The following is a 23,953-nucleotide window of genomic DNA, read 5'->3' as shown; positions in this document are numbered from 1 at the left end:
CTCCCATTACTGGTTGAACATTCCAAGGCGGACATCTGCCTGAACACTGACAGGGAAGGGCTTTTGAAGTCCTTCCAACTCCCCCGAACGACTTCGAGTCGCACGTCTAACTATTGATTATACGGAAACTTTCCGTATATCTCCCTGATTTAGGCAGATACCCCGAAACTTTCTGTGTATTTCCCCTCACTTTTCATCAGAGATCTTAAAGCAACGATCGCTCCCCACCTCCCCAAAGAAACGATCGCTTCCCTCTCAAAAACTCAGCATTCCAAAAAACAAAAAACTCCTGTAGAATACATCGCAGTGATGAAGTTGTGCCCCGGAAATCTGATGTGCAAGATCAGACTCCGAGGACTTCCATCCCTAGTTAACGTAACTAACTCAGGAGGCGTTCATGATTGTACACCGTCGGCTTTGCTATGGGATCTTGAAAGGCTGGAATCAAGATCCTGCATATCCTTTTCATCCCTATAGAATGTCTGAGAAATCAGGGTTCTTGTCCTCTTTGAACTAACCGAGAGGACAAAATAATATGGGAGTTAGGACTGTGATTCCTAGCTCGATTTCGTTCACCGTTGAGTTGCGATGCTCAACCGAAAAACGTTATCGAGTTAGTGTGACTTTGGATTTGCAAGAGCGTTACATCTTCCTTTCGTCTGGCATTCTCGTGAATGTGAGCGACAGCATTGAAGAGTTTGTTTCACAACTGAGTGAGATTGCATCCAATCAACTGGCATTGTTCAAATGGGATGGCACGAGTGACTTGACGACTGAATATCAAATCGTCCGAGTGTTGCCGGGATATCAAATTGAGCGATCGCTGGCGAGATTCAACATCGTCGTGGGTAACGGTTCATTGATTCAAGTGGAGGAGTTGCACAACAAAGTCACCATTCAACTCTAGAAAGTTGGGCGTTGGGGAACTGTTTAACAATCGATCGGGTAAGTTCTTTGCCCGATCGATTGCTAAACATTTTGAACATTTAGGCAGCGATCGCTACATCCACAGTTCCGGCAAAGATCAAGGACGCAATGGGATTGATGAACTATCCGATCGAGGCGATGCGGTGAGTCGGACTTATTACGCACAAATGAGAGGCGCGGGACGAGTTGTAGAGAGCTATCAGCCAAAGGGAGGGTAGACCTCGAACTCAGCGAAGAAAATCTATACAAATGGCCGCGCTGCGTTATTGGACTAGTTGGCGTTAGTGGCTATTGATAAAAGGAAAGCGAACACACCAAGAATTCTTTTTTAAGTTTTCCAGATAGGCTCAAAATTGACTATTGCATTTACTGCTCTTTCCAAACTTGGAGAATGAGTCTTTGCAAGCTCAACTTTCCAGTTCTGCTGAACAAACTGAATAAGCTGACCGTTATAGTCTCTACCGATTTTGGCACTACTTTTTGGTGCAGGTACGATTGCGTCGCGGAGAGTGCGCTTTCTCGATCTTCTAGTCAAATCAATTAGTAACTGCTTAGGGTCAGGCACTGCATCGACATTATCAGGAATCAAACTTACTGAAATACCAAGGAATTTTGCATACGCTTCACGATGCGCCAAAAGCCAAGCTTCTACTTCTGTGACTGCAACTCGAAAAATTAGATTCGGATGCTTTGGTTGAGATAGCCATTCTGAGATTAAGGCTAGTGGACACTCGGCTTTATCCAAATCTGTCAACACTAAATACGGTAATCCTTTTGCAGCCTTGTTTATACCTGGAAGATTTTTTTTGAGATAACCATAGCCCTGTCGCTTCAAGCAAGTTCCAACAGAAAATGGTCTTTTGGACTGCTTCAGTATTTCCTTCAATACTGCCTCGCTTAGATCATCCTCAACCGCTAAATTAATTGGAATATCAGTCATCTAAGTAAGCTCAGTTGCTCAATCTGTTTAGGAGTTGCTCTAGGTAAAGCTGCATCAGCAACAGTTAAACCCGCATCAAGAAGACTGCTGACTTCTTCGATTGAAGAAGCTAATTCAGCTTTTGTACCTTCGGCAGTTGGTGTCAACATTAAAACTTCCTCGCCACCAATGCCCCCATCTGATAGCAGATCGGCACTGTGAGTGCTAAGCATAACTTGTCGCTTTTTCGCCTTTTGCAGTCGATAGATTAACGAGGGAAGTTTAGCAGTGATACCAGCATTTAGAGATAATTCTGGTTCTTCAAGCAACAGAAGAGAATCGCTTTCAAGAAGAGACCATAGCAAACCAATAAGACGTATTGTTCCATCTGAAAATTGATCTTCACGCTGCTTACCTGCTCCAGGTCGCCAATGTTCGTAGACTGCTTCAAGATGAGGAATGCCCATTTCATCTTTAATATCAGTCAACTGCTTTAGCTGAGGAACTGCAATCCTTAGAGCATCTTCAATCTTTTTTAGACGAGACCGCCGGGTTTTCTCTGGAGTCTTAGTAACTCGCTCCAAGAAATTTCTGCCAAAAGGATCTTCTTGAACTCCTGGCCCACTAAAAGCTTCAGGATGACGTAATAGTTGAGGCACTAAATGCAAGTATAAGATCGATTCAAGAAACTTTGGGACTTCTCGAAACTCTGCATTTGCGTTAATTTGTTCTAAATAAGTTTGAGTTAAACGCAAATTATCTTTCTCATCTTCATCGTTTGGACGGTTGACTAATTGCTTCTCATTCTTCCAAACTTTCTCATATGAGAGAACAGGGTCGTTCTGCCCACCTTTTCTTTGTTTAATTCCGATGCCGTACTTCCAAGTAGGTGGCTGTAGTTCGTTCTCTGACAAATGTACCTCTATTTCAACATCTGGATATCGTCTTGCATATAGACATCTAATTTTAGATAGTCCTCCGCGATCTCTAACAGCCTTTTGCAGACCGCCGCCATCTTTTGCGAGATCTCGTAAAAATCTTAGGGCATCAAGAAAATTAGATTTACCAGAGGCGTTAGGACCAACTAGGAAGACTCTATCTCTAAGGTCAACTTCAATGTGCCGGAAGTTTCTCCAGTTTTTCAAAATTAAGTGAGAAATAATCATTGTTTAGAGATGATCGCCTTTTAGCTTTTCAATACTACCTTTTCTAGAGCTAAGTTAGTACTGGAACACCCAATGTTGAGGAGCATACTTAGGCTATGAACAACTGCCTCAACCAACTAGCACACCTACCTAAAAATACGACCTATGCTTTGACTGCTGCACTCAGTTTTTGACGCGATCGCCCCCACCCGATCGCACCGTAGACTTCTGCAAACCCATCTTTAACTGATAAGCTAGACTCTTCAAGTTTGAGCCATCGCTCTCTCCTGTTCTGCATCTCTAGAGCCGAGCCACTCATGAATCTGTCTCTCGCCACGAATGGAATTCAAGCTCCCGATCGAGCGTCTCAATCGCCAGACCTCTCAGTGGTGGTGCCCATCTATAACGAGGTCGAGAGCATTCCATTATTGTTAGACGCGATCGCCACCAGCCTGATTGCCGAGCAGATTCACTACGAAATTATCTGTGTCGATGATGGCTCTCAAGATGGTTCCGATGCGCTTCTCAAACAGCAAGCTCAAACTCGAACAGATTTACGAGCCGTGATTTTGCGACGCAATTATGGACAGACGGCCGCGATCGCCGCCGGGTTTAGCCACGCTACAGGCAAAATCATCATTACTTTAGATGGTGATTTACAGAACGACCCCGCAGACATTCCCATTTTGATGGCGAAATTAGAAGAAGGCTACGACCTGGTGAGCGGTTGGCGCAAAAATCGACAAGATGCTTCTCTCACGCGAGTCTTGCCCTCTAAGATCGCCAACTGGCTAATCGGACGAGTCACCGGGGTGCGTGTCCACGATTATGGCTGTTCGCTCAAAGCTTATCGTGCAGAACTGGTTGCCGATATGAATCTTTACGGAGAGCTACATCGATTTCTGCCCGCGCTTGCTTTTATCGAAGGCGCGAGAATCACCGAGATTTCAGTGCGTCACCATGCTCGTCGCTATGGGCAAAGCAAATATGGCTTAGACCGCACCTTCCGCGTGATTATGGATCTGTTCACGATCTTCTTCATGCGGAAGTTTTTGACTCGTCCGATGCACGTGTTTGGCTTGTTTGGTCTGCTAGCACTGATCTCAGGCACCGTATTAGGCTTGTATTTAGCCTATGTTAAGTTCGCCTTTGGGGAGAGTATTGGGCAACGTCCACTGCTGATCTTGGCGGTCTTGCTATTTTTGTCAGGGCTACAGCTATTTAGTTTTGGGCTGTTAGCTGAGTTGTCGATGAGAACCTATCACGAATCGCAGGGCAGACCCATTTATCGAGTCAGAGAAGTGATTGGGAAGTCTGAAGAACCCAAATAATTCCACTCACGTCAGCCTTGACCTCGCGAAGCAACCTGCAAGACCGATCGTCCGACATTAATCGGTTGGCTAAAGCATCTCGAACAGCTTTTTTTAACGTCAGTTCAATGAGGATGTTCGCTCTGTTGTAAAGTGCTTCTGCCCCCTAAATCCTCCATTCTGGGGGACTTCAGACCCAATTTTCAGTTCAAAGTCCCTCACTTGTGGGAGATTTAGGGGGCGTTCCAGAGGTGCAACCGCAGCGAGGGATCTCATCAAATTTACGTTTTTTGACTAAACTGGCTGCTAATCTCAAACTTTTTCTGCCTTGATATTCCACGAACCCAGTGCTTATCTTAAAATAAAGTCAGGACTTGTAAAGTTTCTTAACCATGTCGCCCCTTCGCTGGCTTATTCATGACCTCAGCAACCTCCCTATTTTCCCCGGTTGAAGCAGACCTCTGTGTGCTGACGGAGAACCTTAAACAGTTAATTGGTGCTCGTCATCCCATTCTCTATGCTGCCGCAGAACACCTCTTTGGAGCCAGGGGGAAACGGGTTCGCCCCGCGATCGTTTTCCTAGTGGCACGGGCAACAATGCCTAATCAAGGAATGACCGAACGCCATCGGCGACTTGCTGAAATCACTGAAATGATTCACACTGCAAGCCTCGTGCATGATGATGTGGTAGATGAATCGGAAGTCCGGCGGGGCATTCCGACCGTTCACAGCAGTTTTGGTAGCCGAGTTGCAGTGTTGGCAGGAGATTTTCTGTTTGCTCAATCGTCTTGGTATCTCGCAAATCTTGACAACTTGCAGGTCGTCAAACTGCTGTCAGAAGTGATCAAAGATTTTGCAGAAGGCGAGATTCAGCAGGGGCTAAACCGATTTTCTATCATGTCGATCGAGGCCTATCTTGAAAAAAGCTATTACAAAACGGCTTCTTTAATTGCTAATAGTGCTAAGGCGGCGGCTGTGCTGAGTGACTTACCCGAAGCCCAGACCCAACATCTTTATGGCTATGGTCGTGATTTTGGGTTGGCGTTTCAGATTGTAGACGATATTTTAGATTTCACAGGCTCGATCGATAGTTTGGGCAAGCCTGCGGGGTCTGACCTCAAAAGTGGCAATTTGACGGCTCCGGTTCTCTACGCACTTGAAGAAAAACCCTATCTAGAAGTCTTGATTGAGCGAGAGTTTGCTCAAGCAGGTGATTTAGAGCAAGCGTTGGCGCTGATTAAAGATAGTCGTGGCATTGAGCGATCGCGTGCTTTAGCGGCACATCACGCTAAGGCCGCGATCGAGCATCTGTCAGATCTGCCAATCTCTGAGTCTCGTCAAGCGCTAACCAAGTTAGCCGATTATGTTTTGAGTCGTCTGTACTAATTCAACGTGAATTCGATGAAGCTTTTCGCTACGGTTGCCAATCCGGGCTGCCCCCTAAATCCCCCAAAATTGGGGGACTTCAAGCCAAAATTTCCGGTTCAAAGTCCCCCAGAATGGGGGATTTAGGGGACAGAAGCTGCTGAGAACGAAGCGAAAACCCCGTTGAACTGACGTTAATTCAGCCTTGTTTTTTGCCTTGGGGTAGAGAGATCTGCCCCATTTTTTGTGACAACTTTAGAGTTTGGTAAATCTACAAAAAGTTAGATGTGATTTGTCGATCGTTCGTTTTAGGCACTTCGCAAATCTGTCTTCTAGTCAAATGTTGTGAGTGGACTTATTCATAAAAGTGGTTTAAACAACTGATTAATTTGAGTAATTTTGCAAAATTGCCTCAAGTAGGATATTCTTTAGTCAACCGACTTCACAATCAGCAATCTTATTAGTTCAACGTGCGATCGCATCTAGTTACTGAGTTTCCTGAAACGTCAAAGCTTGACCTGAGATCGAGCTTCTGTATAACTTGTAGCCGATGAATCTAATTGAAGTTTAGCAATAAGGAAGGATAGGACGAGGTTGTTGATTAGCCATCTGTTTGGTTAGTCGTAAAGATTTTTTGATGCAAAACGTGAGCAAAAGTCGTAGCTGGTGTGAGGCACTTTGAGGCTTTCTCATCCTTAAAGCCACTTGAAATCGTTCGATAGTTCTTTCCCATGACTGATTTGCTCGATCGCGGTTTGGCTGTAACTTAAGAGTCAATTAAGTTTTGCATACGCGATTGATCAGAGTTTTTAACGCCCTTCTATTCACCGAATTTTGGTAAATAAAACTATGCTATTTCTAGGTCAAAGGCAGAGAATTGCACTAATTTCTGAACATGGCGACCCTGCCATTGAAATCGGCAAAGAAGAAGCAGGTGGACAAAATGTCTACGTTCGCCAAGTGGGTGAAGCCCTTGCCCGTCAAGGCTGGGAAGTTGATATGTTTACCCGGCAGTCTGATGCCACACAACCTAAAATTGTTGAGCACAGCCGTCACTGCCGCACGATTCGTTTGACCGCAGGTCCAGAAGCATTCATTCCTAGAGATGATTTGTTTCCTTATATGCCAGAGTTTGTACAATCGTTCCGACGCTTTCAAGCCGAAAATGGCATCGAATACGATTTAGTGCACACTCACTATTGGATGTCAGGCTGGATCGCCATGGAGTTGAAGAAACTGCAACCGCTCAAGCAGCTTCACACCTATCACTCTTTGGGCGCTGTGAAATATCAGTCGATTTCGACGATTCCTTTAGTGGCTAAAACGCGGCTTGCCAGTGAGAAAACCTGTCTCGAAACTGCTGATAGGATTGTAGCCACCAGTCCTCAAGAGATGGCACATATGCGATCGCTGGTTTCACCCCACGGCAATATTGACGTGATTCCATGCGGCACTGATATCTGTCGATTTGGCTCGATTTCTCAAACCAGGGCACGTCAGCTATTAGGGTTCTCACCTGAAGATAAAGTCGTGCTTTATGTAGGGCGATTCGATCGTCGTAAGGGCATCGAAACGCTGGTGCGGGCAGTCGGTCAATCAAAGCTGCGAGGTGAAGGAAATCTTAAGCTAGTGATTGGGGGCGGCAGCCGTCCGGGTCAAAGTGATGGCATTGAGCGAGAGCGCATTGAAGGCATTGTTGCCGAGTTGGGACTGCAAGAAATGACCTTATTCCCCGGTCGTTTGGGTGAAGATAACCTACATCTCTATTACGCGGCGGCAGATGTTTCAGTCGTGCCCAGCCACTATGAGCCATTTGGATTGGTTGCGATCGAAGCGATGGCCAGCAATACACCAGTCGTCGCCAGTGATGTGGGTGGGTTGCAGTTCACTGTAGTTCCTGAAGAGACGGGATTGCTGGCTCCGGCAAAAGATGAGGCGGCGTTTGCGGTGGCGATCGACCGAATTTTGTCTGACTCAAAGTGGCGCGATCAATTAGGTCAAACCGGCCGTCAGCGCGTCGAAGAGCATTTTAGCTGGAATGGGGTAGCGGCTCAACTGAGCAAACTCTATTATCAGGTGCTTCAAGAAAAGCCTGTCGAAAAGCCTGCGAAGAAGCGGGCTGTGGTCGGTGCCTAGTTGACTCGAAAGCCCACCCGGAACTTAAGTTCCGGGCTAATAGCAGAAGTCCATTGAAATGGACTAAAACACTGATATGGGGCTTTGAACAAATTCATCAACAACCCTACTTCACGATTAGGCCATCAGTGAAACGTGGGCAGATGTGATGCGCCATCCTTCAGGAGCCTTCACCCAGGTTTGACTTTGCCGTCCGATTAACCCAGAGCCTTTGCGCTGAAACTCTGTATTGGCAGTCGCAAAATCTTGCCCGTAGGTAGTGATGACGGTGTTTCGTAAAATCCGATCGAGATTGACCGGAGAACGAGCATCGCGAAACGCGGCGATCGCGTCATATCCATACAGGTTTTCAGCCACGCCATAGCGAATCGTGTGAGAACTCTTGAGAAACATTTCATGCAGCGTGGTGACATCGTTATCTACCAGAGCCGCTTCATAGCGCTCAAAGGCGGCGGTCACTTCTGCCAAAACGTCAGGAAGATTAATTTGCATAGTCTTTGATCACATTAGGAGGGCACATCGCAAACAATCATTGCCATTTAACAAGTGCGATCGCAGGTCAAGATTCTGCCCCATCATTTTTGACACCTATGCTGCTGTGCAGATTTTAGATTATCTCAGATTGCTTAGGGTGAATGTATAGGGCACTATAGTTTCTTAACTAAACCATTCATGCAGCTTAAACTTAATCAGCATGTAGAAGACGAGCGCGAAATCGCGATTTCTGCTGAGATTCTGACCAACCCCATAGAGTCGGCTGAGGCGGTCGGGTTGCGGTATGTCACAGATGACATTCCTGGAATTGAACGGAAGCGATCGGGCAAAAAAGGCTTCACTTATGTGGGGGCAGATGGCAAGACGGTGCGTGACCCTGACGAAATCCGGCGGATTGAATCGCTGGCAATTCCGCCTGCCTACCATCATGTGTGGATTTGTCCGTTTAAGAATGGTCACTTGCAGGCGACGGGGCGCGACGCAAAAGGACGCAAGCAATATCGCTATCATCCTTTGTGGCGATCGGTTCGCGATCAGACAAAATTTACGCGCATGATTGCGTTTAGCCAATCGTTGCCTGAGATTCGCAGACGATTGGATCACGATTTATCGCAGTCGGGGTTGCCTAAATCTAAAGTGCTGGCGGCGATCGTGAAGTTGATGGAGCTAACTCGCATTCGCGTGGGCAACGAAGAGTATGCCAAGACCAATCATTCTTATGGCATGACGACGCTGCACGATGAGCATGTGCAGATTCATGGGTCTAAAATTCAGTTTCAGTTTCGGGGTAAGAGTGGCGTTGATCATGACATTGAAGTGAGCGATCGACGGCTGGCAAAAATCGTCAAGCGCTGTCAAGAAATTCCGGGTCAAGAGTTGTTTCAATACATCGCCGAAGACGGGCACCCTCAAGACATTACGTCAACCGATGTCAATGATTATCTGCGAGAAATCACGGGTCATGACTTTACAGCAAAAGACTTTCGCACCTGGGCAGGCACCGTTTTAGCAGCATCCCACCTGGTCGAAATCGGGATCTTCACCTCGCAAACGGCTGCCAAAAAGAACATCACACAAGCGCTTAAAACCGTCGCGGCTCACTTAGGCAACCGTCCGGCAACCTGTCGAAAATATTATGTGCATCCCGCCGTTTTAGAGGCTTATATGGATGCGTCTTTGCATGAGGTGATGCAGCAATTTGTCGATGTAGTGGCAGAAGATGCGTATGCGCTGCGATCGGAAGAGTTAGCCGTGATTGCACTGCTAGAGAAAGTCAAGCCTTGCGATGCTGACTAACCAAGCTGCAAAACAAATATTTGAACTTTTCCGAAATCGAAACAATCGGCTGTGTATCTAGGATTCAGCATTTAACTGTCCGACCTCTAGCGCTAAACCTCTAGAGGTTTTTATTTACACAAATCCTGCAAGAGGGCACGGCGATGCCACACCCCCAAAACCGCCCTGACGCGATCGTTTGGAACGATCGCAATTGTTTTTAAAATTGGTGTTAATTTCGAGGAGTCAGTCGTGAAATAGCGGCAAAATTCTTATGAAGTCAGAGTGTGATTTCCAACACAAAGATTCTTAAGATCATCATTTCGGTTACTTGTGTCGCTAGTTCAAGTTGTCTATCCTACCAAGATTAAAAGTTGAGCAGGCAAGAATGAACATCAATCTCTTGAGCCAGCAAGTTGAGACGATGTATGGTCGTTTGTCGATTCTCTGTCACGATGCAAACGCGACTCCGATTCCATCACCCGAATTATTGCCTGTTGCTCTCAAAGAATTAGGAGTCGCCTCCGAAGAATTGCAAGTTGCAATGGAGGAGCTAACTCGCCAAAATGAAGAACTTCTAGTCGCCCGCAATCGCACCGAAGCTGAACGCCAGCGCTATCAAAACTTGTTTGAGTTTGCGCCTGATGCTTATCTCGTCACCGACTTGGGGGGCAACATCCGCGAGGCAAACCGCGCTGCGGTGGCACTGCTTTCGAGACAGCAGCGGTTTTTAGTCGGCAAACTTCTAGTTAGTGTAGTCGCGATCGACGATCGTCCGTTGTTTAGAGCCAAACTCTCTCAGCTTGCACAGCGTGACCATGTAGATGCTTATGTGCGGCTGCAACGGCACTCAAATGAAGTGTTTGATGCGATGCTCACCGTTGACGTAATTCGCTACCCCGAAAATGCACCTCTTTTGCGCTGGCTCGTGCGCGACATCACCGAACGCAAGCGAGCAGAAGCTGCCTTAGAACAAGGTGACTATACGCCCTTTCAAGACCGACCGATGCAGACTTACACAAAGGGCGAAGTGATTCCGCTAGATACGCAAGCCTTATGGCTGGTGGCGCAAGGCTTGGTGAAACTGACGACGTTATCTGACAGTGGCGATGAGATGCTGGTGGGGCTGGCCACCGATGGCATGGTGTTTGGGTCGAGCTTTACCTCACTTCAGACTTATCAAGCGATCGCGCTGGCCACCGTGCAACTTGTGTCAATTCCCCTGACCGAGGTTTCTCAATCACCTCGTCTCGCTCAAGCGCTGCTGCCGTCAATGAATCAGCGTCTCAGACAAACAGAGAGCTTTTTGACAATTTATGGGCAGCTTCGGGTGCAAGACCGTTTGAATCGGTTGCTGTCACTGCTCAAGCAGGAAATCGGGCAACCCGTCGCCCAAGGAACCCGACTAAGAGTGCGGCTAACTCATCAAGATTTTGCCAGTGCTTGCTGCACAACGCGAGTCACAGTCACTCGTCTTTTAGGCAAACTTCAGCAGCAAGGAACGATCGTGGTAGACGCTCAAAACCATCTGATCATCAAAGAGTGAAGACAGGTTTTGAGTGTCAGGTTAATCCTTGATTGATAGAATTTGTGACTATGCACCGATCGCAACTCCTTGTGTCTTTCTCTGATAATCCCGCCCTGTTCTCTGAGAGCGGTTCGATTGCTCAAACTGAGTTTTAATCCAGCTAAAGCCTTGACTAATGCACTCAGGGCAGGCATTTCCACATCCTGATCCTTGATCGTTGCAAACAATCACTCGTGCTTCTTTGCATTCAAAAGATTGTTCACATAGACAGCAGAGTTCCTGGCTGTGGAGCAGGTTATTGCATTCAATTTGGAGTTGCATAATATTTATTCTGCTGGACTTTTTAGCATTCAAAGATCTTTGTCGTTGGTGTTAGTAGCTTAGTTCCAATTCTGCTTCTACGCGTCTATCTCAAGATCAAGGTATTGCTCATAAATTTGTCTCTAGATCAGGCACCGATCGACGGTTGCCACCACCGATCGCGCCAGCGCATCTAAGTCATAGCCTCCCTCTAACCCAAAGACAATTCGCCGAGTTAGCGCCAAGCAATAATCTGTAAACACGCCATAGTCTTGAGGCTTCAGCGAAATATTGGCTAACGGGTCGTCGTGATTGGCATCGTAACCTGCACTAACAATCAGCAAATCAGGCTGAAAGTCAGTTAAAAACGGCATAATTTTCGACTCAAATAGGGGCTGATAATCGACGATCGTACTCCCCGCTGCCATCGGCAAATTTAGCACGTTGTCGTGAAACCCTCGCTCGTTCGCGCTGCCCGTGCCAGGGTATTGTGGCGACTCGTGTAGTGAACAAAAGGCGATATTGGGATTAGTTTCGACGATCGCTTGAGTGCCATTGCCGTGATGCACATCCCAATCGAGAATGGCAACGCGATTTGCGCCATGATCGAGAGCATAGAGCGCCGCGATCGCAGCATTGCTCAACAAACAAAATCCCATACCCAAATCAGAAACGGCATGATGGCCGGGCGGGCGCATTAACACAAAGCTCGGCTCTCCTGTGGTCAGGGTTAAAATTACCCCATCGATCCAAGCGTTGACTGCCAGCAGCGCCACTTCAAAACTGCGCGGAGAGACAGGCGTATCACCATCAATGTGACCGCCACCCCGATTTGCTAACTGCCGAACGGCTTCTATATAGCGGCGATCGTGAGCTTGATGCACAAAAGCCAGCGGCGATCGTGCCTCAACTGAAGTCGGTTTTCGCCAGTCCAACAGATCTGCCCAAGGTGCTGCTTTAAGCGCCTGCTGAATTGCCCTCAACCGCTCCGGTTTTTCGGGGTGAAAATAGCCCGTTTCATGGAGCAAGAATTGATCGGAGTAAATGATAGGGAACGTCATAAAATTTGGGTCGAGCGATCGCTAAAATAAGGGCTAAAAATCCTTTCTATTTTGACCGTTGAAACTCTTGAATCGGTCGTCGATCAAAAAATATATTCTAGTAAATCTTGTGGATTGAATTAGTAACCACACAACTCCTGATCATCCAATTGAGCAATCGCTTGATAGAAAAAGGATACAGGCTTTATTCTGAGGACTGAATCTCTGTACAAAAATAACTTTTTCAAACCGAATTTTAGCCTCTAGAATCGAATCTTTCGACCAGAGATAGTTCTATGTATCTGATGATACTCAGCTACTCCGACCAATGCCACGATATGTTAAAATCCTAGTAATAATCGACACTAGTTTAAAGCGCTTAATTATTGAGTTTTAGCTATCTGTGTCGATCGTCAAATCCATGCTTGCATTTTCGGAGTTTTTCACCCTATGACCTTCTCCCAGGAGATACCTACAGAACGGATCGTTCCCACCGATCTCCGAGGCGAGATGCAGCGATCGTACCTGGAATACGCCATGAGCGTGATCGTGGGTCGGGCACTGCCAGATGCCAGAGATGGCTTAAAGCCAGTGCATCGTCGCATTCTCTATGCCATGCACGAATTAGGCTTAACCCCTGAGCGTCCCTTCCGTAAATGTGCGCGTGTGGTCGGCGAAGTGCTAGGTAAATATCACCCTCACGGCGACACCGCAGTCTATGATGCCCTGGTGCGAATGGCACAAGACTTCTCAATGCGATCGCCCCTGATCAATGGTCACGGCAACTTTGGCTCGATCGACAACGATCCGCCTGCCGCTATGCGATATACCGAATGTCGCTTGACCACGCTCACCAGCAATGCTCTGCTGCGAGACATTGAATCTGAAACCGTTGATTTTGCCGATAACTTTGATGGTTCTCAGCAAGAGCCAACCGTTTTACCCGCGCGGCTTCCTCAGCTATTGCTCAACGGCTCATCGGGGATCGCGGTTGGCATGGCTACCAACATTCCGCCGCATAATCTGGGCGAATTGATCGACGGGTTAACGGCGCTGATTCACAACCCAGATCTGACCGAACTGGAGTTGATGCAATATATCCCCGGCCCTGACTTTCCTACGGGTGGACAGATCTTGGGACGAACGGGTATTCGCGATGCCTACCTGACCGGGCGCGGCTCGATCACCATGCGCGGAGTCGCCTCGATCGAAACCATCGAGCATCGCGGCAGACCCGATCGCGAAGCCATTATCATCACCGAGCTACCTTATCAAACCAATAAAGCATCGCTGATCGAGAAGATTGCCGAACTGGTTAATGACCACAAGATTGACGGCATTTCTGACGTGCGCGATGAGAGCGATCGCGACGGAATGCGAATCGTGATCGAGCTGCGGCGCGATGCTTATCCGCGTGTGGTGCTCAACAACCTCTACAAGCAAACCCCGATTCAGGCAAACTTTGGGGCGAATATGTTGGCACTGGTGAACAACGAGCCACAGTTGTTGACCATTAAATATTTTCTCGAAGTTTTCTTAAACTTCCGCATTGAGACGATCGAACGCCGGACTCGCTATCAGCTTCGCAAAGCCGAAGAACGCGATCATCTGCTGCAAGGTCTGCTGATTGCGCTGTCTCATCTCGATCGCATCATCGCGACCATTCGCGGAGCAGCCGATGCACCGACCGCCAAGCAAGAACTGATTGAATCCTATGAGTTATCAGAGTCACAAGCCGACGCAATTTTGCAAATGCAACTGCGCCGACTCACGGCTCTAGAAGCCGAAAAAATTCAGCAAGAGCACGAAGACTTACAGATTCAGATCGCTGATCTTCAAGATATTCTGGCTCGACGTGAGCGGGTTCTCGAAATCATTCAAACCGAAATCACAGAGCTACGCGCCACTCAAGCGACTCCTCGCCGCACGGTGATCGAGCAGTCTGAAGACGAACTCGGCGACATCGATTTGATCGCGAATGAAAAAGCCGTAATTTTGCTCACCGAGCAGGGTTATATCAAGCGGATGCCCGTGGATGCGTTTGATTCGCAAAGTCGAGCCACTCGTGGCAAATCGGGTGCGCGCATCAAAGAAGATGATGCCGTCGAGCACTTCCTCACCTGCTGTGATCACGACAGTATTCTATTTTTTAGCGATCGCGGCGTTGTCTATCACGCTAAAGCCTACCAGATTCACACTGCATCCAGAACGGCACGAGGAATGCCGATCGTGCAACTGCTACCGATTCCTCACAATGAGAAAATCACGTCGATTATTCCCGTTTCAGAATTCAGTGACAATGTGTTTTTGGTGATGTTGACCAACAAAGGCTACATCAAAAAAACAGCGCTCTCGGCATTTGGCAACATTCGCTCAAACGGGCTAATTGCGATCTCGCTCGAAGAAGGCGATCAACTGCGTTGGGTGCGGTTGGCGTGTGTTGAAGACAGCATCATCATCGGCTCAAGTTTGGGTCGATCGATTCACTTCCGCGTCAACCATGAGCAACTGCGTCCGTTAGGAAGGGCGACTCGTGGGGTGCGATCGATGGCGCTCCGCAAAGGTGACAGTCTGGTCGGCATGGCAATTCTGCCTGGTCAAATTGTGGAAAACGTTGCCCAAGCACAAGCAGCCGGATTGATCGATGAAGATGTCGAACTCAATGATGAAGAGGTCATTCTCAACGAAGAGTCATCTGAACTCGACGCTTCAGAACTCAAAACTCCCGAAGGTCCTTGGATTTTGGTCGTCACGACAGGCGGCTATGGAAAGCGCGTTCCGGTAACTCAGTTCCGCCTCCAAAATCGTGCCGGAATGGGCATTGTGGTGACAAAGTTCCGCAAGAAAGGCGACACGCTGGCGGCTTTGCACATTGTCAACGAAGGGGCTGAGTTGATGATGATCACCAACCGAGGCATCATCATTCGGCAAGCGGTCGATGCGATTTCATCTCAGTCGCGTACGGCAACGGGAGTGCGAGTTCAGCGACTCGATGAAGACGACGCGATCGCTGCCGTTGCGATCGTGCCGCTCACAGGTGAAGAAGAAGTGGTTCCGGCTGGCGTTCCTGGAGACGACACGATCGAGGTCGTGGCAACCGAGGCGGCTCTAGAAGATGAGGATACGATCGCTGCTGACATTGATGATGTTAATGACGTTGATGACAATGATGAGACTGCCGAAGTAGAATAAGTCAACGAGGGCAGGAATACTTCTGCCCTCACTTCAAAGACAAATTGGTTCAATAAGATCAGACCACGAGGAAACTAAATATGGCGCGTATGCTCAAACGCTGGGAGTCTCCTCGCCGTGAGGGGCGCAACCACAAAGGCAAAGGCGGCTCTGCCCGTCAACGACAACTCAAAAAGCAAACTCAAATGCTACGCAAAAAACTCCAAGAAGGCTTAGAGCCTGAAGGCAATCAGGGAGAGAACAAATTTCAGTTCTCTCCCTTTTTTTTGAGAAGAACCTGGAAACAGTTGTCGTTTTCAAAGATTAGGCTAGAGTTTAACAGTCAACATTTCTAGAACGTCTCGATCGTGGATTATGAAACGGCTCGCCGCTTGCTAATCGATCAAAGCAGCGAAACAACCCTAAATTCTGATACCTTTTTGGTGCGATTGCAGCAAGGTCAACCGCCAATTCCGGGTCAGGTCACATCGATTTTGCTGTCACTTAAAGTCATATTTGAGGCGTTGAAAGGAAAAAAAGTTCTTGATCGTGATCTCTCCTACGCACTTTATCTAATCTCTAGCGAAGGCAGACGACTGTTTGAAGCGAGGCTTGAGCAACAGTCAGACTGTCCGCCGTTGCTGAATGAAGACCTCGATCGCATTTCCGCCACCGTGAAAAGTATTTTTTCTGGCGTATAGCAGGGATAAATTGATTTATATCAATTTCATCAATGAATGCGACAGATCCTCGTAGGGGCACGGCACTGCCAGGCCCTCTTAACTGGTATTAAAAGATTGTATTTAGATAATAAAAAGGAGGTCTTATTGACCTCCACAGCTAATGCTCAGAGTTAGCAAACATTGAAGATTTAATCAGACTCAACTCAGGCTTTATGCGATGCCCGTGTTCGCGCCAGCTTTGCCTGTCGCCAATTCAACCTTGACAATCTTGCCACCCATCTTTTGAATCCGTTGCTGCTCACGGAACCAGTTGTCATAAGGAACCAGCTTGGTGAAATAAGTATTTTGCAGTTCCCGTTGAGTGCGGGTGCGGGTCAAACTAGGAACGCAGGCAGTAACCTTGAACATTCTCATGGGTCTTATAATCTCCTGAGTAGGCTGAGGATGGGTGTTGAGTTTTGAGTTTTGAGTTCACGAACTCATATCACAATTCAAAACTCTAGTGGGCTGTGAGAAATTCTCAAAAAGCTAGCGACCCAGCATCTCTTGATGTCAACGCCGATCGGCGCAGGTGCAGACCTTAGAGAGCGATCGCAAATCTTTTGAATAGTAAACAAAGATTGATAGTGGGAAGGTTGGAAGTCGAGAATCAATGTTAGATCGCTAAAACCATTTCTCAGACTAGCCTTTGACGAGCTAACACTCATTCCAGACTTCCAACGCCTCACAAAAGAGGTTTTAGGTTTCGGGTTTCAGGTTTCAGAAAGATCTGAACTGAGTCACCCTATCCCTGACACCTTTCAGAACTAGCTTAAGCCAGAGGAAATATAGTCGAAGTAAACGCCCATTTCTTTACCAGCGTCAGCACCGACCAAACCAGCAGTGACTTCTTTCATCGCTTGGATGGCTTGCACAGTTGCACCCACAGGTACGCCCAAAGAGTTGTAGGTTTCCTTCAAGCCGTTGAGCACGCGCTCGTCGAGAATGGAAGGGTCGCCAGCCAACATTGCGTAGGTGGAGTAACGCAGGTAGTAGTCGAGGTCACGGATGCAAGCAGCGTAACGACGAGTCGTGTACATATTGCCGCCGGGACGGGTGATGTCCGAATAGAGCAAGGACTTAGCGACTGCTTCTTTAACGATCGCTGCCGCGTTAGCGCTGATCGCAGTTGCTGCACGAACGCGCAGTTCACCAGTTGCAAAGTAGCCTTTGAGCTTTTCGAGTGAAGAAGTATCCAGGTATTTGCCCTGAACGTCAGAAGTGTTGATAACCGAGGTAATTGCGTCTTGCATGATTTAATTCCCGTAAGTCGCGTGAGCTTAATGTGAATGCGTGAGAAATCGGAGGCAGTGATTACTGCATTGCACCGATTACATAGTCGAAGTAGGAGCCAGCTTCAGAGGCATCTTCAGAAGACAGCAAGGAAGCAGCGACGCTCTTCATCGCACGAACGCCTTCAGCAACCGCAGGAATCGGGGTGCCTAGGGAGTTGTACATCTCACGAACGCCGACGATGCCGATTTCTTCGATCGGAGTCACATCCCCTGCAACCACTCCGTAGGTCACGAGGCGGAGGTAATAGTCGAGGTCACGCAGGCAAGTTGCGGTCATTTCTTCGCCGTAAGCATTTCCACCAGGGGAAACCACGTCAGGGCGCTTTTGGAACAGTTGATCGCCAGCCTGCTTGACGATGCGCTCGCGAGAATCGGTCAGGGTTTGAGCGATGCGGAGGCGACGCTCACCAGTGGTGACAAAGCCTTTGATCCGATCTAGTTCGCCGGGGCTGAGGTAACGAGCTTCAGCGTCAGCATTCACGATTGACTTCGTGACAATACTCATTGATGGATTCCTCCAAAAGTAACGTAACCGAATATGTTTAAACGAGAGTTCCGTCAGGGTTGGGTTAAGTCTGCTTGGAGCTAGTTGCTCAGTTCATTGATGGGAATCTTTGAATCTGACATCTGGGCTGGAAATGGTTGAATAAATCCAAGGCACCGATCGGTAATCCTAGCTACGCAGGCGGTTTGACTTAACTGCCTTCCGCAATTATTTTGCGGCATTGTGTTCACCATCCTAGTCAGTTCGCAACATTTTGTAATGTTGTCCTCATGTTTGTTTTTTGTTGAAGATGTGACTATTTTTCAACGATCTGTGCTGGGTTGAAATTACACCACAGACCGCTAGGCGCTGACCACACTGACCTTAATAAAAACCCGTCTCAGCATATTAAGGCTGATAGCGTATTGAAGTCAAAGGCTGGTTTGTATCGATTTGAGAAGACAGTCTAACCCCCCATCCCCGGAATCAAGCTGCCGCTTAAACGTTTTAATGCACGAGTTGCTACGTCGGCATAGCGCATTTCGCCGCACATAATTTTGCCCAAGCGATCGGTGGCAGTAGGTCGCTTCACGCCAACTTTATAGCCAATGCCCGGAATGCGGTAGAACACGCCTGCTAGCCGCTGTGCCCAGACCATATCCACCCCCCATTCTTTCTGAATGACTGAGGTGTAGTTTGCTAGGGCAGCGCGATCGCCAGATAATGCCTGATCGATCGCCTCTGCTGCCTTCATGCCACTAAACACTGAAGGACGAATACCTTCTCCGGTAAAGGGATCAACGACACAAGCCGTTTCTCCAGCCAGCACCGCGTTTTGGGTGTGCAGTGTTTGATCGCCGTCCCAGGTGCAGATTGGATGGAGATAGACCTGGCTGTTTTTGGCATCAATGCCAGCGAGAGCGGCATATTCAGCTAAGTCAGCCTTCAGATCTTCAGAGTCTCCACCTCTAAAAGTGCTGGTTCCGATCGAGTAACCGTCAGCTTTAGGAAGATTCCAGATAAAGCCGTTTTTGACGATGCCAAAATCGAATTGGGCTCGATCATCGGAGTTCGATCGCGGGGCTTCCATCACAGCACCCATCCGAGTTTTGCGTTCCTTAAAGCCTAACCATTTAGCCATCGGGCCTTTTGCCCCGTCTGCGGCAATCAAATAGCGGGCTTCTAACGCACCACTGGACGTGTTGACTATCCAGTGATCGCCCTTAAATTCAATCCCTGTAACCGCCGTTTGATCGCGCAGTTCTGCCCCTTTTTGCTGGGCTTGTTGAATCAGGAAGTGATCAAACACATCCCGTTTGACCATCCACATCGGCTCTGGAGTGTTGAGCGTTGCCTCGACCGGATCGCCGAGCTTCCAGGTGTAACGGATCGAATCGACCTTGAGCGAAATAGCGGGGGAAAAGTCAAAATCAAACCATTGGGCGATCGCAGGAGACACCCCACCGCTACAGGCTTTATACCGAGGCAGGGCTTCTCGTTCCAGCACTAATACTGAGCGCCCACGTTTTGCTAAATGATAGGCAGCAGTTCCCCCGGCGGGCCCGGCACCTACGATAATACAATCAAACATCAGGCTGAAATTTCACTCCCTAACTTGTGCGTTCCTTGTTCACTACAGAGGTTGTTGCTAAAAATCAGCACTATTTAAGCGATCCTCATCAAGCCTCTGCCAAATCTGCTGGATGTTATTTGAGGACAGTTCTTTAGTGTTATAGCCTTTTGTAGGATCGAATGCTTGACTATGAAGTGTTTGTGAAACTATAGCCTTGATCGCTCTAGCCAAGCTCTCATTTTGCCAGGGTTGAGCAACCCATAAGGATCAACCATTTCTTTAAATTTGAGTTGCTCAATGTCGATCGCTTTCATGCCGCCATCTTCAAGAATGTATGTGTGCGGATTAAAGATGAAAGCGCCTTTAGATTCGTGATAGGCAATGATCTGGTTGAGACGTTCTTCGGTCGTATAGCGGACGACTTGCAAAGCCGCAGGACGGGCAGAGCCAGCTACGCGCAAAAATTCTAAGTGCAGCATCACTTCGTCTTTAAAGTGGTGATAGAGATGCTCAAGCAAGGCAAGATTGTCGTCAGGCAGTAGCGTTTGTAAGTAAGTCAGCGACGAATCAACACTGCGAGCGTGAAGCGTTGTGTGATTCCAAGAATACTCAGCGAGGGTGATGCCTTTGCTGGCTTCTTGAGCGGTTTTTTGATAGCCGATCGTGCCGCCAAATTCTTTAATCAATTCGCCCAAGGGTTCTAAACTGCTTTCAGCGATCATCAGCAGAACACAGTGAGCGCCATCGGGGATGTAGCTACGCAGGGCGGCAAAGTAAGTAGGGATGGGCGCAGCGCACCCACAGACCAGTTTTTTGATCAATCCGTCAGAATTGCTGAGAGCGAGTCCAAATCTGGCAGCCGTCATAAAGTCTGAAAACGTGACAATGACTTCTGCCCAGGGATAAACCGGAGCAAGCGGAATTTCTAATTCGGTGATAATGCCGTTGGTGCCGTAAGCGTGAGCAACTTTATAAACATCGTCGCCTCGAAGTTCAATCACGCGCGGCTGATCTTCCATCGTCACGACGCGAACTGCTTGAAGGTTGCCACGATCGCGCAGTTGTCCATAAGTGACTGAGCCGATGCCTCCACTGCCACCGCCGATAAAGCCGCCGATCGTCGCGGTGCGATAAGTCGAGGGAGCCATGCGAACTTCCCAGCCAGTTTCGCGCGTTTGCTTGTCCATTGCCGCCATTTTGAGTCCCGGTTCGACACAGGCGAGTCCGGGTTTGACCCAGTGAATGGCGTTCATTCGAGTCATATCAAGAATGACACCGCCTTCGAGGGGCACACACTGCCCATAATTTCCGGTTCCGGCTCCGCGCACGGTGAGGGGCACTTTAAATTTCACACACGCTGCTGCCACTTTGAGAACTTCGGCTTCGTTGACGGGACGCACGACTAAATCACCCGTTTTGTCTGCTAACAAAGGCTGTAGCACCGGACTAAAGGTGTAATAGTCTTGAGATAATTTGGCGATCTGATTCGCATCCGTGATCAGGTCTAGTCCTGCTAGATCGGTGATCAACGGATTCAGATTAGTAGGTCTAGATTTTGTCGAAGTCATCAGACGTTCTGTGTGAACATTTCTTCTGCATCTTAGGTCGATTCTGAAGGGAAATTAGTATCAAAACTTTCCGTAGCAATATCCTAAGTCAGAATTGACAACTGTTTAGGACGAGCAGAAGAGATCATCCAACTCAGCATAATCGGGTAAGGTTGTATCAATCGATTGACCGTCTCGTAGAACAATCCGATCGTGCTGTGAGCGAGATAACAATTCGCTATAACTTCGTGCCTTGAATAAAACGAGATCGGCGGGAAGTCCAACGCCAATTCTGCCGACTTGGGGCAAACCCATCAGATCGGCAGGCGTGAGTGTAATAGCGTTTGCCCAATCGCTGTAGGGATGATCGAGATGAGCGATGCGAACGGAGAGATTAAAGACTTCCATCGCATCGTGATCGCCAAACGCAAAGAACGGATCGCGGCAATTATCACTGGCGATCGCCACCGACACCCGTTGCCGCTTCAATTCGTGCAGTAGGGTCACTCCGCGCCACCGAGGAGTTGCACCCGATTTTCGACCTTGCAGATAAAGATTGCACATCGGCAGACTGACTACGCCAATGCCCGCTTTTTTAACGAGTCGAATGGTTTTATTGGCTTCGGTTTCTTCCTGCACTGACAAACTACAGCAGTGCCCACAAACAATGCGCCCTTTATATTTCTGCCGAATCGCGGCTTGGGCAACGTGCCTCAGTGTCATGGAAGTAGGATCGTCGTTTTCGTCAGTGTGGAAGTCTAAATTTAACTTGCGTTCCTTGGCGAGAGCAAAGACGCGATCGAGTTGAGCGTCGATGTCCGGGTTCGTATAAACAACGCCGCCTAACACTCCACCCACATCTGCCACTAAGTCTGCTAATCTCTCTCCTTCAGGTGTCAGAAAGTAGTCTAAAGTCACGAGCGAGACGGCTTGAAGAATCAGTTTGTTTGCCCAGCGATCGCGCAACTCTTTAAAAACCTGAAAGCCAATTTCTCCCTGCTCACCAAACGCATCAATATGAGTCCGAATGGCTTTTGTCCCGTGGGCATAGCTACATTTAAGTCCAAACTCCATGCGACGGTAGACATCTGTCTCGTCCCAATGTTTAGCCGCGTCTGTTTGAACGGCGGTGAGTGCGCTATTAAAGGTTCCGTCTGGGTTTGGGGCGCGGTTCCAGATGTGTCCTTTATCCAAATGAGTGTGCATATCCACAAAGCACGACCACACCATGCCACCTTTCAGATCGATCGAGGGATCGCGGTAAGTGTCATAGGTTCCCGAAGCGACGATCGTCGCAATCATGCCATCTATAATCTCTAGATCGACGGCAAGCAGCGGATCGTCGGCATTTTTGCTAGTCCACTTCGCTCCGCTCACAATCAAAGAGGGCGGAATGTGGGCATTTATCAGCCAATAGTGATTAGAGTCAAACAGCATAGGAACGATCGACCATTCGCGATCAAACTTTAGTCCTAACTTACAGTAACGTTACTGATTAGTCAGAATATTCGCTTTAGAAATCGATGCCAAACGCTTGTGCAAAAAGAGTCGTCTAGGCTGACCTAATAGCCAAGTCGTCAAGCCCGCATCCGTGTCTTGCAGCCGATACCCACTTTTTTCATAAAGGTGCTTTGCCGACTGGTTATTCTCCAACACATGCAGATAAATATCTTCAAATCCCCAAGACAAGACGACGCGATCGCAAGCTTCTAATAACTGCATCGCGGCTCCCTTGCGCCGACACTCTGATCTGACCGCTAGATTTGATAAATAAGCATATTGACTGGTGCGCGGCTGCCACGGGTTGAACGATCGCAGCCCAACTTCCACAGTGCCTATCAGGTCATCCTGATCGAGCGCCACCAGACAGCTATAGTGCGGAGGAGCCGACTTCAATCTGTTCCGCAAATCTTCATAAATTCCCATTCTCATCACGGGAATCAGCCAGCGCATAAACTCTGGTTGCAGATGAAAACTTTTAGCCAAAATCCCAGCAATTTCAGATAAGTCTTGCTGCTCGACAGGACGAATCAGAAAGCGTGGAGAACCTGATGACTGCCCTGATGGGTCTTTTTCGCGAGGTGAAGAGGGTGTGTTCACAACCAATCGGTTAGGCAATACAGACCATCGTGACATCTTCCCACACCAACCGCTAGGCGATATGAAGTGGGCTTCTCAAAGTCGCCTTTGAGGTTTCCTGCTTCATCGGGGTGCCAAGCAACCTTCCTCCACAGGCAGTATCACGGTGTGTCCCACCGCTACAAGTCCACGCTGCATCACCACTTGGGCAGCAGCCACATCTCTATCTGTGATATAGCCACATTCATCGCATTCATGCACACGCTGACTCAGTTCTTTCTTTCCGGTATGCGCTCCGCACTGCGGGCAAGTTTGACTTGTCCCGTTTGGGTCTACCTTGGCAAAAAACACTCCGCGCTTCCAACAGACCCATTTCAGGATATCCAGAAAGTTACCCCACGCGGCATCAAGACAATGCTTTGCCAACATCCCGCGACTCATCATTTTGAGGTTGAGGTCTTCGGCGAAGATCATACCAACGTCATTACAAAGTTGATGAGCCGTTTGAAAGTGAAACTCTCTGCGAATCGTGTGAATGCGTTCATGCAGCAGTCGAATCTTAGCTTGCACTGTCCGGTAGTTGGCAGACCCTTTCTTTTTGTTTCTCAGTTTGCGTTGCAGCCATTTCAGCTTGCCTTGCAA

The 23,953-nt window shown here is 48.2% G+C and carries 24 protein-coding genes; 10 read left to right on the top strand and 14 right to left on the bottom strand.

The annotated features are described in order from the left end of the window. Positions 1 to 535: 535 nt before the first annotated feature. Positions 536 to 907 carry a hypothetical protein gene (locus tag BRW63_RS18265; protein WP_073073734.1) on the top strand — a complete coding sequence of 124 codons (372 nt, stop codon included), beginning with the start codon at positions 536 to 538 and terminating at the stop codon, positions 905 to 907. A 4-nt stretch (positions 908 to 911) separates the two neighbouring features. After that, positions 912 to 1,145, top strand: coding sequence for a hypothetical protein (locus BRW63_RS18260; RefSeq protein ID WP_073073732.1), 234 nt, complete (start codon positions 912 to 914; stop codon positions 1,143 to 1,145). 110 nt (positions 1,146 to 1,255) lie between these two features. On the opposite strand, the gene BRW63_RS18255 is transcribed toward BRW63_RS18260, so the two are convergent. The 3 genes from BRW63_RS18255 to BRW63_RS28375 all read right to left on the bottom strand — a co-directional run bounded on the left by BRW63_RS18255 (position 1,256) and on the right by BRW63_RS28375 (position 3,310). Next, the gene (locus BRW63_RS18255) at positions 1,256 to 1,867 is read right to left on the bottom strand and encodes a hypothetical protein (protein ID WP_073073731.1); all 612 of its coding nucleotides are present in this window, start codon (positions 1,865 to 1,867) and stop codon (positions 1,256 to 1,258) included. Then, positions 1,864 to 3,012: an AAA family ATPase gene (locus BRW63_RS18250; protein WP_073073729.1), complete on the bottom strand. Its 1,149-nt coding sequence runs from the start codon at positions 3,010 to 3,012 to the stop codon at positions 1,864 to 1,866. The genes BRW63_RS18255 and BRW63_RS18250 overlap by 4 nt, the downstream gene beginning before the upstream one ends. 142 nt (positions 3,013 to 3,154) lie before the next feature. Continuing rightward, a complete protein-coding gene (locus BRW63_RS28375) occupies positions 3,155 to 3,310 on the bottom strand; it encodes a hypothetical protein (protein WP_181314393.1) in 156 nt (51 codons plus the stop codon). Between BRW63_RS28375 and BRW63_RS18245 the strand changes: the two genes are divergently transcribed. The 3 genes from BRW63_RS18245 (at position 3,309) to BRW63_RS18235 (ending at position 7,802) form a co-directional block, all read left to right on the top strand. Continuing rightward, a complete protein-coding gene (locus BRW63_RS18245; RefSeq protein WP_073073727.1) occupies positions 3,309 to 4,322 on the top strand; it encodes a glycosyltransferase family 2 protein in 1,014 nt (337 codons plus the stop codon). The two genes, BRW63_RS28375 and BRW63_RS18245, sit on opposite strands and share 2 nt — an antisense overlap. A 396-nt stretch (positions 4,323 to 4,718) precedes the next feature. Further along, the gene (sds, locus tag BRW63_RS18240) at positions 4,719 to 5,687 is read left to right on the top strand and encodes a solanesyl diphosphate synthase (protein WP_073073725.1); all 969 of its coding nucleotides are present in this window, start codon (positions 4,719 to 4,721) and stop codon (positions 5,685 to 5,687) included. An 828-nt stretch (positions 5,688 to 6,515) separates the two neighbouring features. Then, positions 6,516 to 7,802 (top strand): glycosyltransferase family 4 protein, encoded by a 1,287-nt coding sequence (locus tag BRW63_RS18235; protein WP_073073723.1) that lies wholly within the window; start codon positions 6,516 to 6,518, stop codon positions 7,800 to 7,802. A gap of 117 nt (positions 7,803 to 7,919) precedes the next feature. Here the strand turns inward: BRW63_RS18235 and hpxZ are convergent, their stop codons facing one another. Continuing rightward, the gene (gene hpxZ, locus BRW63_RS18230; RefSeq protein ID WP_073073721.1) at positions 7,920 to 8,294 is read right to left on the bottom strand and encodes an oxalurate catabolism protein HpxZ; all 375 of its coding nucleotides are present in this window, start codon (positions 8,292 to 8,294) and stop codon (positions 7,920 to 7,922) included. Between the two features lie 180 nt (positions 8,295 to 8,474). Here hpxZ and BRW63_RS18225 point away from each other — a divergent pair, with 180 nt between their 5' ends. Beyond that, positions 8,475 to 9,593, top strand: coding sequence for a DNA topoisomerase IB (locus tag BRW63_RS18225; protein WP_073073719.1), 1,119 nt, complete (start codon positions 8,475 to 8,477; stop codon positions 9,591 to 9,593). Positions 9,594 to 9,960: 367 nt separating this feature from the next. Next, a complete protein-coding gene (locus BRW63_RS18220; RefSeq protein ID WP_073073717.1) occupies positions 9,961 to 11,118 on the top strand; it encodes a PAS domain S-box protein in 1,158 nt (385 codons plus the stop codon). A gap of 48 nt (positions 11,119 to 11,166) precedes the next feature. On the opposite strand, the gene BRW63_RS18215 is transcribed toward BRW63_RS18220, so the two are convergent. Both BRW63_RS18215 and BRW63_RS18210 read right to left on the bottom strand, forming a co-directional pair. Next, positions 11,167 to 11,421, bottom strand: a complete 255-nt coding sequence (locus tag BRW63_RS18215; protein WP_073073715.1) for a hypothetical protein — start codon at positions 11,419 to 11,421, stop codon at positions 11,167 to 11,169. Between the two features lie 122 nt (positions 11,422 to 11,543). After that, on the bottom strand, positions 11,544 to 12,461 hold the full coding sequence (locus BRW63_RS18210; RefSeq protein WP_073073674.1) for a histone deacetylase family protein: 918 nt from the start codon (positions 12,459 to 12,461) through the stop codon (positions 11,544 to 11,546). A gap of 429 nt (positions 12,462 to 12,890) precedes the next feature. On the opposite strand from BRW63_RS18210, the gene gyrA reads away from it, so the two are divergent. The 3 genes from gyrA to BRW63_RS18195 all read left to right on the top strand — a co-directional run bounded on the left by gyrA (position 12,891) and on the right by BRW63_RS18195 (position 16,312). Further along, positions 12,891 to 15,632, top strand: a complete 2,742-nt coding sequence (gyrA, locus tag BRW63_RS18205; protein WP_073073673.1) for a DNA topoisomerase (ATP-hydrolyzing) subunit A — start codon at positions 12,891 to 12,893, stop codon at positions 15,630 to 15,632. An 80-nt stretch (positions 15,633 to 15,712) separates the two neighbouring features. Beyond that, positions 15,713 to 15,967: a hypothetical protein gene (locus tag BRW63_RS18200; protein ID WP_106254008.1), complete on the top strand. Its 255-nt coding sequence runs from the start codon at positions 15,713 to 15,715 to the stop codon at positions 15,965 to 15,967. Positions 15,968 to 15,979: 12 nt separating this feature from the next. Next, the gene (locus BRW63_RS18195; RefSeq protein ID WP_073073671.1) at positions 15,980 to 16,312 is read left to right on the top strand and encodes a Dethiobiotin synthetase; all 333 of its coding nucleotides are present in this window, start codon (positions 15,980 to 15,982) and stop codon (positions 16,310 to 16,312) included. Positions 16,313 to 16,504: 192 nt separating this feature from the next. On the opposite strand, the gene BRW63_RS18190 is transcribed toward BRW63_RS18195, so the two are convergent. From BRW63_RS18190 to BRW63_RS29005, 8 genes are all read right to left on the bottom strand, one after another. Next, positions 16,505 to 16,708: a phycobilisome linker polypeptide gene (locus BRW63_RS18190; protein ID WP_068817512.1), complete on the bottom strand. Its 204-nt coding sequence runs from the start codon at positions 16,706 to 16,708 to the stop codon at positions 16,505 to 16,507. Positions 16,709 to 17,100: 392 nt separating this feature from the next. Further along, the gene (gene apcB / locus BRW63_RS18185; protein WP_073073670.1) at positions 17,101 to 17,586 is read right to left on the bottom strand and encodes an allophycocyanin subunit beta; all 486 of its coding nucleotides are present in this window, start codon (positions 17,584 to 17,586) and stop codon (positions 17,101 to 17,103) included. 61 nt (positions 17,587 to 17,647) lie between these two features. Then, positions 17,648 to 18,133, bottom strand: a complete 486-nt coding sequence (gene apcA / locus BRW63_RS18180) for an allophycocyanin subunit alpha (RefSeq protein WP_073073669.1) — start codon at positions 18,131 to 18,133, stop codon at positions 17,648 to 17,650. A gap of 445 nt (positions 18,134 to 18,578) precedes the next feature. Continuing rightward, on the bottom strand, positions 18,579 to 19,703 hold the full coding sequence (locus tag BRW63_RS18175; RefSeq protein WP_073073668.1) for a geranylgeranyl reductase family protein: 1,125 nt from the start codon (positions 19,701 to 19,703) through the stop codon (positions 18,579 to 18,581). A 188-nt stretch (positions 19,704 to 19,891) separates the two neighbouring features. Then, on the bottom strand, positions 19,892 to 21,253 hold the full coding sequence (locus tag BRW63_RS18170) for an FAD-binding oxidoreductase (protein WP_073073667.1): 1,362 nt from the start codon (positions 21,251 to 21,253) through the stop codon (positions 19,892 to 19,894). Positions 21,254 to 21,358: 105 nt separating this feature from the next. Continuing rightward, positions 21,359 to 22,669, bottom strand: a complete 1,311-nt coding sequence (locus tag BRW63_RS18165; protein ID WP_073073666.1) for a cytosine deaminase — start codon at positions 22,667 to 22,669, stop codon at positions 21,359 to 21,361. A gap of 51 nt (positions 22,670 to 22,720) precedes the next feature. After that, positions 22,721 to 23,332: a GNAT family N-acetyltransferase gene (locus BRW63_RS18160; RefSeq protein ID WP_083583054.1), complete on the bottom strand. Its 612-nt coding sequence runs from the start codon at positions 23,330 to 23,332 to the stop codon at positions 22,721 to 22,723. Positions 23,333 to 23,434: 102 nt separating this feature from the next. Further along, complete coding sequence (locus BRW63_RS29005) at positions 23,435 to 23,953, bottom strand: RNA-guided endonuclease InsQ/TnpB family protein (RefSeq protein ID WP_223257428.1); 519 nt, start codon at positions 23,951 to 23,953, stop codon at positions 23,435 to 23,437.

This window comes from Phormidesmis priestleyi ULC007, assembly GCF_001895925.1.
GTDB lineage: Bacteria > Cyanobacteriota > Cyanobacteriia > Leptolyngbyales > Leptolyngbyaceae > Phormidesmis_A > Phormidesmis_A priestleyi_A.
Note: the sequence above shows the minus strand (reverse complement) of the source record. Positions and strands in the feature narration are given on the sequence as shown.